General features: G+C 63.8%; 14 protein-coding genes. 9 read left to right on the top strand and 5 right to left on the bottom strand.

Going from position 1 to position 15548, the window contains the following annotated elements; all coding sequences use genetic code 11:
- Window positions 1-34: 34 nt before the first annotated feature.
- A complete protein-coding gene (locus AB4Z42_RS06195) occupies window positions 35-1147 on the top strand; it encodes an ABC transporter substrate-binding protein (protein ID WP_442008268.1) in 1113 nt (370 codons plus the stop codon).
- On the opposite strand, the gene AB4Z42_RS06190 is transcribed toward AB4Z42_RS06195, so the two are convergent.
- The 5 genes from AB4Z42_RS06190 to AB4Z42_RS06170 all read right to left on the bottom strand — a co-directional run bounded on the left by AB4Z42_RS06190 (window position 1110) and on the right by AB4Z42_RS06170 (window position 5396).
- Window positions 1110-1787 carry a maleylpyruvate isomerase family mycothiol-dependent enzyme gene (locus AB4Z42_RS06190; protein ID WP_442008267.1) on the bottom strand — a complete coding sequence of 226 codons (678 nt, stop codon included), beginning with the start codon at window positions 1785-1787 and terminating at the stop codon, window positions 1110-1112. The genes AB4Z42_RS06195 and AB4Z42_RS06190 overlap by 38 nt on opposite strands.
- Window positions 1777-3117 (bottom strand): TetR/AcrR family transcriptional regulator, encoded by a 1341-nt coding sequence (locus AB4Z42_RS06185; protein ID WP_442008266.1) that lies wholly within the window; start codon window positions 3115-3117, stop codon window positions 1777-1779. Before AB4Z42_RS06185 ends, AB4Z42_RS06190 begins: the two co-directional genes overlap by 11 nt.
- 103 nt (window positions 3118-3220) lie before the next feature.
- Window positions 3221-3775: a nuclear transport factor 2 family protein gene (locus AB4Z42_RS06180; RefSeq protein ID WP_442008265.1), complete on the bottom strand. Its 555-nt coding sequence runs from the start codon at window positions 3773-3775 to the stop codon at window positions 3221-3223.
- A complete protein-coding gene (locus AB4Z42_RS06175; protein WP_442008264.1) occupies window positions 3772-4413 on the bottom strand; it encodes a nitroreductase family protein in 642 nt (213 codons plus the stop codon). Before AB4Z42_RS06175 ends, AB4Z42_RS06180 begins: the two co-directional genes overlap by 4 nt.
- Window positions 4414-4421: 8 nt before the next feature.
- Entirely contained in the window at window positions 4422-5396 is a 975-nt protein-coding gene (locus AB4Z42_RS06170) for an SDR family NAD(P)-dependent oxidoreductase (protein ID WP_442008263.1), read from the bottom strand.
- 68 nt (window positions 5397-5464) lie between these two features.
- Between AB4Z42_RS06170 and AB4Z42_RS06165 the strand changes: the two genes are divergently transcribed.
- The 8 genes from AB4Z42_RS06165 (at window position 5465) to AB4Z42_RS06130 (ending at window position 15540) form a co-directional block, all read left to right on the top strand.
- Complete coding sequence (locus AB4Z42_RS06165) at window positions 5465-7171, top strand: nitric oxide reductase activation protein NorD (RefSeq protein ID WP_442008262.1); 1707 nt, start codon at window positions 5465-5467, stop codon at window positions 7169-7171.
- Between the two features lie 84 nt (window positions 7172-7255).
- Window positions 7256-8101: an AAA family ATPase gene (locus AB4Z42_RS06160; RefSeq protein ID WP_442008261.1), complete on the top strand. Its 846-nt coding sequence runs from the start codon at window positions 7256-7258 to the stop codon at window positions 8099-8101.
- A 60-nt stretch (window positions 8102-8161) separates the two neighbouring features.
- Window positions 8162-9280, top strand: a complete 1119-nt coding sequence (locus AB4Z42_RS06155) for an ABC transporter substrate-binding protein (RefSeq protein ID WP_442008260.1) — start codon at window positions 8162-8164, stop codon at window positions 9278-9280.
- Between the two features lie 4 nt (window positions 9281-9284).
- Window positions 9285-10421 (top strand): spirocyclase AveC family protein, encoded by a 1137-nt coding sequence (locus AB4Z42_RS06150; protein ID WP_442008259.1) that lies wholly within the window; start codon window positions 9285-9287, stop codon window positions 10419-10421.
- A 25-nt stretch (window positions 10422-10446) separates the two neighbouring features.
- Complete coding sequence (locus AB4Z42_RS06145; RefSeq protein ID WP_442008258.1) at window positions 10447-11460, top strand: SDR family oxidoreductase; 1014 nt, start codon at window positions 10447-10449, stop codon at window positions 11458-11460.
- Window positions 11453-12940, top strand: a complete 1488-nt coding sequence (locus AB4Z42_RS06140) for an aldehyde dehydrogenase family protein (protein ID WP_442008257.1) — start codon at window positions 11453-11455, stop codon at window positions 12938-12940. The genes AB4Z42_RS06145 and AB4Z42_RS06140 overlap by 8 nt, the downstream gene beginning before the upstream one ends.
- 18 nt (window positions 12941-12958) lie before the next feature.
- A complete protein-coding gene (locus AB4Z42_RS06135; RefSeq protein WP_442008256.1) occupies window positions 12959-14179 on the top strand; it encodes a cytochrome P450 in 1221 nt (406 codons plus the stop codon).
- A gap of 92 nt (window positions 14180-14271) precedes the next feature.
- Entirely contained in the window at window positions 14272-15540 is a 1269-nt protein-coding gene (locus tag AB4Z42_RS06130; protein ID WP_442008255.1) for a cytochrome P450, read from the top strand.
- The last annotated feature ends 8 nt before the right edge of the window (window positions 15541-15548 follow it).

The following is a 15548-nucleotide window of genomic DNA, read 5'->3' as shown; positions in this document are numbered from 1 at the left end:
TTGAAACAGGTTCTGCCAAACGATAGGAGTGTTGATGTCGTACGAGAGCACAGCCGAGCCGATCAAGATCGGCTACCTGATGGACTTCAAGTTGTCCGACGACTTTCCGCAGCATTACCGCGACGATCTCACGATTCCGTTCGACATGGTCTTCTCTGACGCCATGGCGAAGGGCATCATCGACCGGCCCGTCGAGATCATCTATCGCGAGGTCGAGGGGCTGCCCAAGGGCACTGTGAAAGCGGTGATCGATGCCTATCAGGAACTCGTCGACGAGGGCTGCCTGGCGATCTTCGGTCCGCACATCGGGGACAATGCGGTGGCGATCAAAGATGCGCTGAACGAGCGATTCCGGGTGCCTGCGATCAGCGTCACCGGATCGGATGAAGCGCTGGGAGAGTGGTTCTTCGCCTTTCCCATGGGTTCCCACTTCGACGAGCCGATCTTCTGGACCGATCTGCTGGTCAAGGGTGGTCACACCGACGTGGGTGTGCTCATGGAGCAGTCACTGGTGGGGGAGGCCTACCTTGCGAACTTCCGAAAGGCTTGCCAGCAGCGCGGGATCAGGATCGTCGCCGAGGCCACTATCGCTCAGACCGCGCAGGACGTCGGCCAGGCCGTACGCACGCTGTATGACGCAAAGGCGCAAGCGATCGTGCACGCGGGCTTCGGCTTCGGAATCGTATTGGTCAATCCCGCACTGGCTGAACTTGACTGGGATCCGCCGCGCTTCGCAGGAACCGCGTTCGAGAACGCGTGGATCAACCCGGTGATGTGGAATGCGTTCATGGGTTGGACGGGCCTCGATCAGTACGACGAGGGCAACCAGGTAGGCCAGCGCTTCCTCGACGAATTCAAGGAGCGAACCGGCAGGCGCCCGGAATGGTGCGTGCCGGTGGTGAATCGCGATGTCGCCGTGGCGATTCTGCACGCAATCGTCGACGCGCACCCACTGAGTCCGCGCGGAGTCAAGGAGGCGCTCGAGCGAGTCAAGTCGGTCCCGGCAGCTTCCGGCGCGCCCGGCACCAGGATTTCGTTCGGCAACTGGACCCGTCGGGGCTGGATGGGCTCCGGCTACCTGGTGGCCCGGGAGCTGGAACCCGACGGTGTCAACTCCCGGCTCGTCGCCCGGTTCGGCGAGGCGTAACCGACAGCCGCCTTCGTAGTTCGCCGACCCCGGGACCGTCGAGCATCGCGAGTGTGTCCGTGCGACCAGCGACCGCCATCATCAAGAGTGCACCGGGGCCATGTATTTCGGCTCCCGAACCCCATGCTCTGCCGATATCTTCACCGTGGAGGGAAATTCCTTTTAGGCGACCCCGTGGGACGAATCCGAGCGGATGGGGGCCGGTCAGGAAGTCAAGTGCCCAACTCACCTTTTCGTCATCGGGGTGAAACGGTAGGCCGAGCGGAATCCGGATATCGCCCGAGTGCACCAGGACGTCGGTCAGGCCGGAAAAAGGTCCGGTGATCGGTGGGCTGAGCCGGTGGTCGGCGCGCAGACGGAGAGTCTGCGCGATGTCGGTCACCGATTCGCGGGCACGGCGTCGCGCGAGTTCGTCTATCGCACGGTTGAACCCACGGTATCGCAGCGCAGCGAACTGGAATTTCCAGAAGCCGTCGGCAAAGACACTGACGAGGTGGGCGGCGACGGTCTTGACATCCCATCCCGCACACAGGCTCGGCGTTGCGAGGGCGTCTTCGTCGAGGGTGTCGATCAGGTCGGCAATTCTGCGTCGTTCAGCGGCAACGGCGGTGAAGATCTGTTCGTCGACCTCACGACTCACGGACGCTGATGCCCCGCAAGGTTGTGTCACGAGCCAGGATCAACGCATTCCGCGTGCCGATCTGTTGGAGGATGTTCTCCGGGATCCACTGCTCACCGATGATGCATCGGGCAAGCGTATCGGCAGCGGGGCTGCCGTTGCGTATCTCTCCGGAGCGAATACCTTCGGAGAGTAGGGCTTTCATCTGTCTTATCCGGGTGGTGAATGACCATGCGGGATTGGACGTGTCCGGTGGCGTGTGCCGTAGCCACGCCAGTTGAATTCGGAACTCGTCGGGGAACTGGTCCAGTGCGTTGATGTTCAGCCAGCTCAACGCATCAAGCTTTTCGACCGTGGTGGAATCCGTTCGTACGATATCCGTCCACGCGCCACCGACCTTGTGTCCGAATTCCAGCATTATCGACATCAGCAGCTCGTCTTTGGAGCCGATGACGCGATACACCGTGCCGGTACCCAATCCCGCTGCGGACGCGATATCCCGAATGGTCGTCATCTCGTACCCGCGACGGCCGAACTCGGAGCGGGCCACCGCGCGCACGTGAGCCGCCTTGAGATCACTGTCGTCCTCGGTGTCGACCCAACTCTTGATCACGTCTTCGGCGGCCGCGAACGCATTCGACCCGTCCAGGTCTGTATCGGAGGGGATGTCGACGGCGAGGCCCTCGAGAGTGATGCGGCTCTTCAACGTGGCCAGTTCGTCCGTCGCAGCCTTGTGGCGTATGACGTCCAGACCGACGTGCAACATGCTCTGGCACACGCGGTCGGCCAGGGTGGGTAGATCCAGGTCGGACCTGATGTATCCGCTCCAGCGTCCTGCCCGAAGCGCCTGCAACATGGCGGCCTGGATCGTCGACGGCGGGCGCTGCGTCAACTCCATCAGCTCGGGATCTGAGCTCGGACCCTCGTAGAAGGACATCTGCAGGGCGGCCCGATGCTCGACCGCGCAGCGGGCGATCGCACATCCGAGCTCGGTGATCTGTTCGGCGACAGGACGCGGATCGGGCTCATCGAGACGTTCGAGCGCCAGCTCGCCGACGCGGTCCAGGTCCGCGTGGTAGCGCCTGATCAGCTCGACGAGGATGGCTTCCTTGGAGTCGAAGTGGTGGTAGAGGCTGCCCGCGAGGATGCCTGCGGCGTCAGCGATCTGTTGCAGCGACGTACGAAGTCCGGATGTCGCGATGACCGAGTTCGCGGTCTTGAGGATTTCCGTGCGCCGTGTGGCATCGACCGCCGGTTCGTCGGTGACGGCGGTGAGTTTTGCGGCGCGCTGGCCCTTCTTGACGGGCGCGCTCCGTTTGGAGCTCCGCCTCACGGCGTCGGCATTGGCCATCGCTGACTAGGTACCCTTCCTGGCGTCGTCGGCTCCGACAACTGGTACGAGATCCTACCGACCGCGGCCCGAACTGCGGGGACGCCGCAATCGGAGGTTGAGCTCACGAGGGTGCGGCTGCCCGCGACGCGACCAGCGGACGGTCGTAGGAGGGATCCGTCTTATCGTGCGTGGCCACTTTCATGGAGTCCGCCATCATCGCGATCACCTCGTCGGTGATGAACGACGTCGACTCCGCATTCCACTCGACCACACAGACCCGGTCAACGATTGCCCACCGGCCGTCGCGACGTTTTAGGCGATCCACATAGCGTCCGCCCGAGATGGTCACGTGGTTGGCGGGCTCGCGGTCGGTCCCCACGAACAGGTAGTAGGTCTCGGAGTGCGCCTCGTCCCCGTTCAGTTCCACGGTGTGGTTGAGAAGGTAGTGCTCGTATCGGGTCTGTGTGGAGTGGTAGGCGAAGGCCCAGTCGATGAAGTCGTCGACTTCGCCGATGAATCCGACGTGATCGTCGACGGCGCCGTCGTGATAGGCCGATCGAAGTAATTCGCGATCGCGCCGGTCCATGCCGCGGGCGTACCGCTGCATGCAGTCCTGGATCGCGGCACGGTCCTCGAGGCGAGTGATCCGGTCGGCCAGATCGGCGTCGCTGCTCATGCGTTCTCCCATCCGTTGAGGCCGACGACCTCGGCTATGTCGCGGCGGGGCGCCGGCGCGAACCTGAATCCCTTGCGCAGCCGCGCCACCGGCAGCAGAGCACCCTGAACGAACGATTCGGGTATCCCGAGCAATTCGCGAACTTCTTGTTCGTAGTGCAGGTGCAGTGTCGTGATGCACGTCCCGTAGCCACGGGTATGCAGTGCCAACTGAAAGTTCCAGACCGCAGGAAAGATCGATCCGTAAAGAGTTGCCAGATAGAAGGATTCGTCGCCGTCGGTCCTCGGCATGGTGGGCTCGTAGCATGGGATCACCAACACCGGCACCTTGGCCAGATTCTCGACCAGCCACTCGGTGGACGACATCAACTTGGCCTCGGGAGTTCCCGACGGCATGAAACCGGCGATCAACTGACCGCCGACCTTCGCCAGATACGCCGCACGGTACAGCTCGGCTATCCTGTCCCGCAACGATTGTTCGGTGATGACCAGCCATCGCCACGACTGCTGATTGGATCCGTTGGCCGCCTGCAGTCCTTTCCGCAGACATTCACGAATCTCGTCGAGGTCGACCGGTGCGTCGAGATCGAGCGCCCGCCGCGCGGATCGGGTGGCGGTGAGCAGTTCGTCGCTGTCCACGTCGATCCTCAGGACTTCGACGGCTCGGGAAACGCGACCTCGGCGTTGTCGGGCATCGCACTGATTCCGAGGCGATCGCAGACCGCGAGCACTTCGTCGACGATCGACTCGGGCACGATGAACTTGTCGGTCGCCGACACCTCATCGAGGTGCGCCAGGATGTCCTCGGCGGTCGGCTCGGTTTCGGAGTCGGCCAGCCAGCCCTCACCGAGTCCGACGAACACGCGTGCATATCGTCCCGCGCACGCCGAGTAATTGCGGTGGGTGAAGTCGCAGGCCCGGCTCGCCAAGAATGCGACGAGCGGCACAACCAGTTCCGCTCGGATGGCGCGCATGAAGCCCGACTCCTTGAGGAACTTCTCGTCACCGACGGTCTCGGTGACCATCCGCGAAAAGCCGGTGGGCAACACGGTATTCGAGAGAATTCCGTGTGCCGCGCCCTCTATCGCGATGACGTTGGACAGCCCGACGAGACCGGTTTTGGCTGCCGCGTAGTGGGCCTCCATCGGCTGGCCGAAATTGCCCGCCGACGACGAGATGAACACGAACCGGCCGTAGTTCTGTTCTGCCATCACTTTGAATGCGGGCTGGCTGAGATAGAAGCCGCCGTCGAGGTGAACCCGCAGCATCTGGCGCCAGTCGTCGGGGGAGAGCTCATCGAACGGGATGCTGTTGAAGATGCCTGCGTTGCTGACGACGATGTCCAGTCGCCCGAAGATGTCGACCGCTGTGTCGACGATGGACTGACCGCCCTCAGGACTGTCCACCGAATGATGCGAAGCGACCGCCCGTCCGCCCGCCTCGCAGATCTCTTCGACCACCTGATCGGCTACCGCGGCGTCCGCACCATCGCCGCGCATGGTGCCCCCGAGGTCGTTCACAACCACCGCCGCGCCCCGCCGCGCCAGGTCGAGGGCGTACAGCCTGCCCAGCCCGCGGCCGGCACCCGTCACGATTGCGACCTGGTTCGCGAAGTCGATCAATGTGCACTCCTCGCTGATTGACTCAAGTACGACCGGACTTTACGGTGGAACAGATATTTGGTCAACGAATGCGATCGGAGGTGGCCGTGGCGGATGCAGCCGACGCTGATCGCCTGCAATCGCTGGGCATGTTGGCGTCCGCACTCGCAGGCCGACCCGTCGCGGTGGCACCCCTCGATCCGGGTGAGCCGTCGTGGACCGACGGACAGACCGTTTACGTCGATGCGTCCGCACCTACGCGCGCGAACCTCGAATCGGTGGCGCTGCAGGCGTCCCTGATCGCGGCTCACAGTCTGGCCCCCGACATCGTGGGCGCACTGGTCCGGCACCCTCGGTTGGCCAAGCGTTACCTGACCATCGAGGGACATCGTGCGTTGGCTGCCAACGCCGATGTGCTGCCAGGCGTGTTGAGCGCGATGGCCGATCCCGATACCGCGAACCGCAGCGACTCCGCCGAGGTGTCGCTGACGATCGCCTCGGGTTCCGAAGCGCTGGCTGATGCGCCTTCTGGATGGGGTGTCATTCGTGCCAGGAAGGTATTGGCGGCGGGCAGTCGCGCGGCCGACCAGGTGGACCACGAAACGGCTGCTCACGTGCCACGTCGCGACAGCAAGGAGGCTCTCGAGGAACTCGATGACGGCGAGGTCGATGACAGCGACGATCCCGACCTGTTCACCAGTCCCGTCGGCGGGGGCGGATTCATCGGAAAATGGCTGAAGAAGATGTTGTCGTCGGCACGCAAGACAGGAGGTGGTGGCGGCGGACCGCCAGGCGCCGATTCGCCGACCCATCGAACCAATTCGGCCAACCGCGGCGCATTCGCGGTTTCGTCCACCGCGACCGCATCAGCGGAGGACGTCGCCGACATCAAGACGGCGGGTTTCAAGTACCCGGAGTGGGACGCCGACCGCAAGAGCTATCGGCCGGACTGGTGCACCGTGCGTGAGATCGAGCCGCGGATAAAGGCGTCGGCCCCCGACGCCATCGACGGCGCCATCGGGGTCCGGCGTCCCCTCGCTCGTCTCGGCATGGGTCTGCATCGTCGTCATCGGCAGTCCCAAGGCGACGACATCGACATCGACGCGGCAGTCGAGATGCGCGTCGAAGTGAGGGCGGGGTCGACGCCGGATGAGGCCGTCTATCTCGACAGCCTGCGGCGGCGGCGCGACTTGTCCGTACTTCTGCTCCTAGATGTCTCCGGATCGACCGCGGAAGCGGGAACCGTAGGGCGAACGGTCCACCAGCAGCAACGGGCGGTAATCGCAGACCTCACCGTCGCGCTGCACGACTTGGGTGATCGCGTCGCGCTGTACGGCTACAACTCACAGGGCCGCGCAGCGGTGAACATGTTGCCCGTCAAGAGATTCGACGATCATCTGGATGCCGGGGTGATGCGGCGGCTGAACAGTCTCGAGCCGGGAGCGTATTCGCGCCTCGGAGCGGCCATCCGCCATGGTTCGGCCGTCCTGGAGGCCCGGGGCGGGACGTCACGACGGCTACTGGTCGTGGTGTCTGATGGTGTGGCTTACGACCACGGTTACGAGCGTGCTTACGGTGCGGCCGATGCGCGACGCGCCTTGACGGAAGCTCGCCGGCGGGGGACGGGTTGTGTGTGCCTGACCGTGGGAGCGGGCACCGACGTCGGGACGCTGAAGAAAGTCTTCGGAAGCGCCGCGCACGCGACCATCGCCCGGCCGGAGCAACTCGCGGGAATCGTCGGCCCTCTCTTTCGGTCGGCCGTCCGATCCGCGGAAGTACGGCGTCGAGTGTCATGACGTCACCCAGAAGGTTCTTGAAACAAACATCTGTTCCGGTTAGGCTTCAGCCACCGCAAAGAGGCGGGTGACGAGAGGGGCGTTATGGGCACCGAGCCCGGGGTCGCGTACCAGAACGGCGCCATACCGCAGGCCGATACGTCGCGCCCGTACTACCGCTCGGTGGGCAACGAAGAGGCCGTGTTCAAGGCGGCCTATCGCCAGGGTCTGTCGCTGGTCTTGAAGGGACCGACCGGCTGCGGCAAGACGCGCTTCGTCGAGGCCATGGCACACGATCTCGGCCGTCCGCTGATCACCGTGGCGTGCCATGACGACCTCACCACAGCCGATCTGGTGGGCAGATATCTGCTGCGGGGCGACGAAACGGTATGGGTGGACGGGCCGTTGACGCATGCGGTCCGCGAGGGGGCGATCTGCTACCTCGACGAGGTCGTCGAAGCCCGTCAGGACACCACTGTCGTCCTGCACCCGCTCGCCGACTACCGGCGACAACTTCCCATCGAGCGCCTCGGGATCACCCTCGACGCGGCACCGGGTTTCGGCCTGGTCGTGTCCTACAACCCCGGCTACCAGAGCGTCCTGAAGGACCTCAAGGACTCCACGCGGCAACGGATGGTCGCCATCGAGTTCGGATTCCCCGTGCCAGAAGTCGAAGAAGGCATCGTCGCCCATGAATCGGGCGTGGACCACGCTACGGCTGTCGAGTTGGTGAAATTCGGGCAGGCGATTCGGCGCCTCGAGACCGGTGGACTTCGCGAGGTCGCCTCAACGCGGGTGCTCATCGCCGCAGGCCGGCTCATCGTCGAAGGCCTGACCACCCGCGATGCCGCCAAGGCCGCGATCGCCGGTCCACTCACCGACGATGCGTCGGTGAGCCGTGGTCTCAACGAGATGATCGACGTCTACCTGGGCGCTTCCCACGTTGATTGACGCTGCTGGTCGCCCCCGCTATGGTCTGAACAAATATTAGGTCGACCCAGGAGAGGTCAGATGTCCTACGAAAGCACTGCTGAGCCGATCAAGGTCGGCTATCTGATGGACTTCACCCTCCCCCCGGGATTCCCGGAGGATCTGTTCGCATCCTTCACCCAGACCTTTGAGCTGATCTTCGAGGAGGCGGTCGAGCAGGGGCTGATGGACCGGCCGGTGCAGATGATCTACCGCGAGGTGGAGGGGCTGCCCAAGGGTTCGGTGAAGGCGGTGATCGATGCCTATCAGGAGCTCGTCGACGAGGGCTGCCTCGTGGTGTTCGGCCCCAACATCACCGACAACTGTGTGCCGATGCGCGAAGCGATAGAAGAGCGCTTCAAGGTTCCGGCGATCAGCGTCACCGGAACCGACGACTGGCTGGGTGAGTGGACCTTCGCCTTCCCTCAGGGGTCGATGACGGACGAACCGATCTTCGTGGCCGACCTGATCGCGAAACGGGGACTGACCGAGATCGGTGTGTTGGTCGAGCAGAGCCTCATCGGCGAGAGCTACCTGAGGAATCTTCGGAGTGCATGCCGCCGCAAGGGTATTCGTATCGTCGCCGAGGCGGCGATCGCCCAGACCGCTCAGGACGTCACCGAAGCCGTGCGCAGTCTTCATGATGCGAAGGCCGAGGCGATCGTGCATCTCGGCTTCGGCTTCGGAATCATCTTCGTCAATCCCGCACTGGAAGAATTGGATTGGGACCCACCGCGCTTCACCACCACGGCGTTCCAGAACGCATGGGTGAACCCGGTGATGTGGCAGGGGTTCATGGGCTGGATCGGCGTCGATCAGTACGACGAGGGAAACAAGGTCGGTCAGGATTTCCTGGATCGCTACGCCAAGAGATACAACGGAAGTCGCCCCGAGTTCTGTGTGACGGTCGTGAACCACGATGCTGCCTCGACACTGGTGCGTGCCTTCACCGACGCTCATCCTCTCTCCCCGCGGGGAGTCAAGGAAGCGCTTGAACGGGTCAAGATGATGCCCGCCGCGTCCGGGGCACCGGGAACCCGTGTGTCCCTTGGCAAATGGACACGCCGCGCGTGGATGGGAGCCGGCTATCTGGTCGCCCGCAAGCTGGATCCCGACGGCATCAACTCGCATCTAGTCGATCGCTTCGGAGAGGAAGGCTGATTCGATGACCACACAGGAGTCCATCCCGCCCGACACCACGGACGCCTCGCCGAAACCGGCAGGCACCGGCCCGAATTGGGGCCGAGTGGTCGCTCTGCTGTCGTGGCTCGGCTTCCTCGGCCTGTTTCTCGCAGTCGGCCGTGTTGCCGTCGATCCGCGCGTGGCCAACCCGAATGTCGAGGGGCGGCCCCGTCCGGTCGAGTTCCTGACCGGATTCGACCACTGGCAGGTCATCCCGCAGATCGGCGCCCTCATCATGGTCGTGGTGCTGACCATTGTCTTCATCCGAGGTTGGCGCAAGAACCCCGGCAGCCCGGTGCTGATGATGGTCCTGGTGACGACATTGATCGTCTGGCAGGACCCGATCATGAACTGGTCGCCGTACGCGGTGTACAACCCGGCGTTAATGCACTGGCCTGAGAACTGGTACCTGATCATGATGTCGCCGACCGTCGAACCCTTCATCGTGTTCGGATACGTGACGTTCTACTTCGGCCCGTACTTCCCGGCGATCTGGATCCTTCGCAAGTTGCAGGCCAAGTGGGGGCCTGAAGCGTTCGTCAGCCGGCATCCGCTGCTCAGTTTGGGTGCGCTGGTGCTGGTGATCGGTTTCGTCTTCGACGCCATTCTCGAGATCAGCCTGGTGCGCACGGGGCTGTACATCTACTCGCAAGCGATCCCGTTCGGCACATTGTTCGCAGGCGACACCTTCCAGTTCCCGCTGATCTGGGAGTCGCTGTCGGTGACCTTCGTGATGATCCCGGCGGCCATCCTCGTCTACCGCGACGACACAGGAAAGTCGGTGGCGGAGAAGCTCGCTGCGAAGGCCAAGTTGTTCCCGAAGAAGCCAGTACTGGGCATGTTCATCGTGATGTTTGCGATCATCAACGTGTCGTACTTCGCCTACGGTGGATGGTTCTGGGCGATCAAGGCCAGCGGGCTGGCGACGTCGGTCGCGTGCCCGTGGCCGTATCCCGAGGCGAAGGTTTATGACCCGCAAGGGTATTACCGGGCGAACGGGGCCGAAGGTCCTTATTCGGTCGGCAAGTGGTCTACCTGGCAGCAGGGACCGTCGCGCAACACCGACGTCGAGTTGGGCAGTAAGAGCGATCGTTGTGCCGCTGAGAACGCGAATGGGTGATGAGCGCTTGCGCGAAGAACCGACAATGACTGAGCCTCGCACCGTCGTCATCACGGGCGCTGCCCGCGGTCTCGGTCTCGCCTCGGCCGCGCGCCTGTACCGGGAGGGCTGGCGGGTGGTCGCCGCCATGCGCAGCCCCGACAGGGGAATGCCGCTGCTGCGGGGGGCAACGGGAGCGAGCGAAGACGACGATCGGCTGATCGGCGTCCAGCTCGACCTGATGGATTGGGCCTCGATCTCGGCCGCCGCCAAGACAATCGAGGAGCGTGTGGGCGCGCCCTACGCACTGGTGCACAACGCGGGCATCTCCTCAGCCGGGATGGTGGAGGAGACGGATATCGACCTGTGGCAACGGATGTTCGCCACGCACGTGATGGGCCCGGTCACGCTCACGCAGGCGCTGCTGCCGTCGATGCGTGCGGCAGGACAGGGCCGCATCGTGATCGTCGGCAGCACGGCAGGGGTGCGAGGGCAGCCGGGTACCGCACCGTATTCCGCGAGCAAAGGCGCGATGGAACGGTGGGGCGAATCGTTGGCTGCAGAGATCGCACCGTTCGGGCTCGGCGTGACGGTCCTGATCACAGGGACCTATGACACCGAAATCATCACCGATGCGGGCACCACCGACGACCGTGACTTCGCTGGGCCCTATGCGCGACTGCACCAGACGATGAACGGCCGCGGCCGGTTCGCGATGAAGTTCGCCCGCGCACCCGAGCGGTTCACCGACGGTCTGGTGAAGGCATTGGCCGACCGCGGGCCCTTCCGCCGCCGCGGGGTCGGCCCCGATGCATCGATGTTATTGGTAACCAGCCGACTGCTGCCGGCCCCTGGCATGCACCACATGTCACGACTGGTGCTGGGCATTCCGCGGCAGGGCTCGATGCGGGACGGCGCCTACCCGCTGACGACGGCGCAACGGGCGATGGTGTTCGCCGCCAAGGTCCTTCCGCAGCCGGTCCTGACTCGGTTAGCGTCGCTGGCGATGCGGCTTTCGCCAACGAAGCCCGCACCTGACGAGAGTGGGAGCAATGACTGAGGCAACGAAGGTGACGTTCGAGTCGAGGATGATGATCGACGGCAAGCTCGTCGACGGTGAGTCAGGGACCTTCACCAACATCAATCCTGCCAACGAAGACGTGCTCGGCGAGGTCGCCGACGCCTCGAAGGCCGACATGAACCGGGCGATCGACGCGGCCCGACGGGCGTTCGACGAGACCGACTGGTCGACCAATCGTGAACTGCGGAAGCGTTGTCTTCTTCAGCTGCACGATGCGATCGAAAGTGAGCTCGAGGAGCTGCGCGAGGAGCTCATCCTCGAAGTCGGCGCCCCGCGCGCGGTCACACACGGTCCGCACCTGGATGCTCCGCTCGAGGACGGCCTGAAATACCCTGCCAGGCTGATCGACACCTTCGAATGGGAGGCCGATCTCGGCGACAAGGTCGTGTCCGTCACCGGTGTCAACACCAGGCGCAAGGTGTGGCACGAGCCCGTCGGCGTGGTCGGCGCCATCGTCCCGTGGAACTTCCCTTTCGAAGTCACCATCAACAAGCTCGGCCAGGCGCTCGCCACCGGCAACACCGTGGTGCTCAAACCCGCACCCAATACCCCGTTCAATGCGACCCGCCTGGGCCGGCTCATCGTTGAGAAGACTGACATCCCAGCGGGTGTGGTCAGCGTCGTCACGGCATCGGACCACTTCGTCGGCGAGGAACTGACCGTGTCACCGAAGGTCGACATGATCTCCTTCACCGGTTCGACGGTCGTGGGTAAGCGGATCATGGAAAAGGGCGCCGCGACGATGAAACGCCTTTTCCTCGAACTCGGTGGCAAGTCGGCGACGATCGTGTTGGAGGACGCCGACTTCAACACCGCCTGCCTGATCGGTATCGGCCCGCTGATGCACGCCGGACAGGGCTGTGCCGCACCCACCCGAATGTTGCTGCCGCGCAGCCGATACGACGAGGGTGTAGCGATTCTGAAGGGCATCTACGAGAATATCCGTGCCGGTGACCCGCAAGACCCCGGCACCATCTGTGGTCCGGTCATCTCTGGCAAGCAGCAGTCGCGCATCCTCGGCTATATCCAGAAGGGTATTGACGAGGGAGCGACGATGCTCGTCGGAAGCCCTGAGCCGCCGAAGGAATTCGACAAGGGATTCTGGGTCACCCCAACGCTTTTCACCGATGTCGACAACTCGATGACGATTGCCCAGGAAGAGATCTTCGGGCCCGTGCTCGTCGTCATTCCCTACGAGGACGAAGAAGAAGCGATCCGGATCGCCAACGACAGCGTGTACGGCCTGGCGGGCAATGTGATGTCGAGTTCGCTCGACCATTCGCTTGCCGTTGCGCGCCGGCTGCGCGCCGGATTCATCGGCCTCAACGGCACCGCGGGATACGGCGCGGATACGCCGTTCGGCGGATACAAGGACAGCGGCATCGGTCGCCAGAACGGCCTAGTGGGATTCAGCCAGTACACAGAAGTGAAATCCGTCGCCTACCCGGCCGACGGATAAGACACCCAAGGAGCAGTGATGGAACAGCTTTTCGACGATCTCGACGACTTCGGAACCTTCGACGACGCGATTTCCGGTGACGTGCGCGATCCGTACACCGAGCTGGCCAGGCTGCGCCGGGAGGAGCCGGTACAGCGGCTCGAAACCTCGGGGATGTTGCCCCACGAGAAATCGCTGCCGATGTTCATCGTGTACCGGCACGAGGAAGTGCAGCAGATGCTGCGCGACAACGAGACATTCTCGTCGAAGGGCGTGATCGACGCGTTCGGACCCGTCTTGGGCGAAGGCGTCATGCTCGGCATGGACGAACCGATCCACGGGCGGCTGCGCTCCCTGGTGTCGAAAGCGTTCACGCAGAAGGCGCTAGCGAAATGGGAGGACGAGCTGGTCGGTCGTGTCGGCAACGCGCTGATCGACAAGTTCGCCGCCAGAGGCAAGGCAGATCTGGTGAAGGAGTTCACCTTTGACTATCCGAGCCAGATCATCGCCGGTCTGCTCGGTCTCCCCGAGGAGGACTATCCACAGTTTCAACGGTGGTCCATCTCGCTGCTGAGCTGGATGATGAACCCGGAGCGGGGTCTGGCCGCGTCGGCCGCGCTGTGTGACTACTTTGCGCCGATCCTCGAGGCCCGTCGCGCCGATCCGAAGGACGACATGATCAGCCGGCTTGCCGAGGCCGAGATCGACGGCCAGAAGCTTGCGGACGAGGAGATCTTCTCGTTCCTGCGGCTTCTGCTACCCGCCGGGGTGGAGACGACGTATCGGTCGCTCGGCAGTCTGCTTCTGGGGCTGCTGTCCGACCCCGCCCAGTTGGACGCGATCCGCGCCGACAGATCTCTGCTACCGCAGGCCATCGAGGAGGGAGTCCGGTGGGAACCGCCGCTGCTCACAATCACGCGAGTGGCGACCAAGGACACCGAACTGGGCGGTGTGCAGATCCCAGCCGGGGCGACGGTGATGCCGATGCTGGGGTCGGCCAACCGGCAAGAGGATCGCTATCCCGAACCAGAGAAGTTCGACATCTACCGGCAGTCGAGGGGCGCGAATCTCGGGTGGGGTCATGGCGTGCACGTCTGCCTCGGCATGCACCTCGCCCGCCTCGAGATGCGCACGGCGATCAACCTTCTGCTGGATCGCCTGCCGAACCTGCGACTCGACCCCGACGGCGACGACCCGCATGTTCGCGGGCAGGTGTTCCGTTCTCCGACCTCGGTGCCCGTGCTCTTCGACCCGCAGTAGGAGAGCCGCGACGCGGACGACACCGGCGCGGCCATGTAACCTAATGTTTGTTCAGACCCAGTGCAGGGAACGGCGACCTGCGAGGAGGCGCGATGACCGACTACGAGACCGTGGACTTCTTCACCGACGAATCACTCGTCCCGGACCCGTATCCCTACTTCGATCACCTGCGCTCGAAGTGCCCGGTGGTGCAGGCGACTCCGTTCAATGTGCTCGCCGTGACGGGTTATGACGAGGCGCTGGCGGTCTACAAGGACCCTGCCTTCTCGTCGTGTGTCTCGGTCGCGGGCCCGTTCTCCGGCATGCCCTTCGGCGCCGACGGCCAGGACGACGTTTCCGAACTGATCGAGGAACACCGCGCTGCGGTGCCGATGGCCGAACACATCACCTCCCAGGACCCGCCAATGCACACCCGCACCCGCGGTCTGATGCAGAAGCTGATCACCCCCAAACGCCTCAAGGAGAACGAGGAGTTCATGTGGCGGTTGGCCGACCAGCAGCTCGACACCTTCATCGAACGTGGCAGCGCGGAGTTCCTCACCGATTACGCAAAGCCCTTCTCGTTGCTGGTGATTGCCGATCTGCTCGGCGTACCGCCGGAGGATCACGACGAGTTCAAGGCCGCGTTCGCGCTCGAGACGGTCGGCGAGTTGGGCAAAGAGGCGCCAACCTCCCACAACCCTCTGCAATGGCTCAACGACAAGTTCCACGCCTATATCGAAGATCGCAGGCGTGCGCCTCGCGAGGACGTGCTGACCGAGCTGGCGCAGGCCAAATACGAGGACGGATCGACGCCTGAGATCGACGATGTCATGAACCTGTCGACATTCCTGTTCGCTGCAGGAACCGAGACGACGACGAAGCTGGTGAGCTCCGCGGTGCGCGTGTTGGGCGACCACCCGGAGTTCGAGACTTCGCTGCGCGACGACCGCTCCAAGATCCCGGCGTTCCTCGAGGAGACGCTGCGCATGGAGAGCCCGGTCAAGTCGCACTTCCGGATGGCGCGCACCTCGACGACGGTTGGCGACGTCAAGGTGCCCGCGGGTTCGACGGTCATGGTGCTTCCGGGTGCGTGCAACCGGGACGGCCGAAAGTTCGACGATCCCAATACATTCAGTCCCGATCGGCCCAACGTGCGGGAACAGATCGCCTTCATCCGAGGCGCCCATTCCTGCCCGGGCGCTCCGCTGGCCCGCGCGGAGGGCCGGATCTCACTGAACCGGATCCTCGACCGTATGCGCGATATCACGATCTCGACCGAGCACCACGGTCCGCCGAACGATCGCCGCTTCGCCTACGAGCCGACGTTCATCATGCGGGGGCTTTCCGAACTTCACATCACCTTCACCCCGGTCGGTTAGCGCCCGCG

Source organism: Mycobacterium sp. 2YAF39 (assembly GCF_052114565.1).
In the GTDB taxonomy this organism is placed as follows: domain Bacteria; phylum Actinomycetota; class Actinomycetes; order Mycobacteriales; family Mycobacteriaceae; genus Mycobacterium.
This window is presented reverse-complemented; position numbering and strand designations above follow the sequence as displayed.

What these genes read in the sequence shown, in the direction of transcription:
- AB4Z42_RS06195 (WP_442008268.1), top strand. Translation starts at nt 35, where the DNA reads ATGTCGTACGAGAGCACAGCCGAGCCGATCAAGATCGGCTACCTGATG.
- AB4Z42_RS06185 (WP_442008266.1), bottom strand. Translation starts at nt 3,117, where the DNA reads ATGGCCAATGCCGACGCCGTGAGGCGGAGCTCCAAACGGAGCGCGCCC.
- AB4Z42_RS06180 (WP_442008265.1), bottom strand. Translation starts at nt 3,775, where the DNA reads ATGAGCAGCGACGCCGATCTGGCCGACCGGATCACTCGCCTCGAGGAC.
- AB4Z42_RS06165 (WP_442008262.1), top strand. Translation starts at nt 5,465, where the DNA reads ATGCGATCGGAGGTGGCCGTGGCGGATGCAGCCGACGCTGATCGCCTG.
- AB4Z42_RS06160 (WP_442008261.1), top strand. Translation starts at nt 7,256, where the DNA reads ATGGGCACCGAGCCCGGGGTCGCGTACCAGAACGGCGCCATACCGCAG.
- AB4Z42_RS06155 (WP_442008260.1), top strand. Translation starts at nt 8,162, where the DNA reads ATGTCCTACGAAAGCACTGCTGAGCCGATCAAGGTCGGCTATCTGATG.
- AB4Z42_RS06150 (WP_442008259.1), top strand. Translation starts at nt 9,285, where the DNA reads ATGACCACACAGGAGTCCATCCCGCCCGACACCACGGACGCCTCGCCG.
- AB4Z42_RS06145 (WP_442008258.1), top strand. Translation starts at nt 10,447, where the DNA reads ATGACTGAGCCTCGCACCGTCGTCATCACGGGCGCTGCCCGCGGTCTC.
- AB4Z42_RS06140 (WP_442008257.1), top strand. Translation starts at nt 11,453, where the DNA reads ATGACTGAGGCAACGAAGGTGACGTTCGAGTCGAGGATGATGATCGAC.
- AB4Z42_RS06135 (WP_442008256.1), top strand. Translation starts at nt 12,959, where the DNA reads ATGGAACAGCTTTTCGACGATCTCGACGACTTCGGAACCTTCGACGAC.
- AB4Z42_RS06130 (WP_442008255.1), top strand. Translation starts at nt 14,272, where the DNA reads ATGACCGACTACGAGACCGTGGACTTCTTCACCGACGAATCACTCGTC.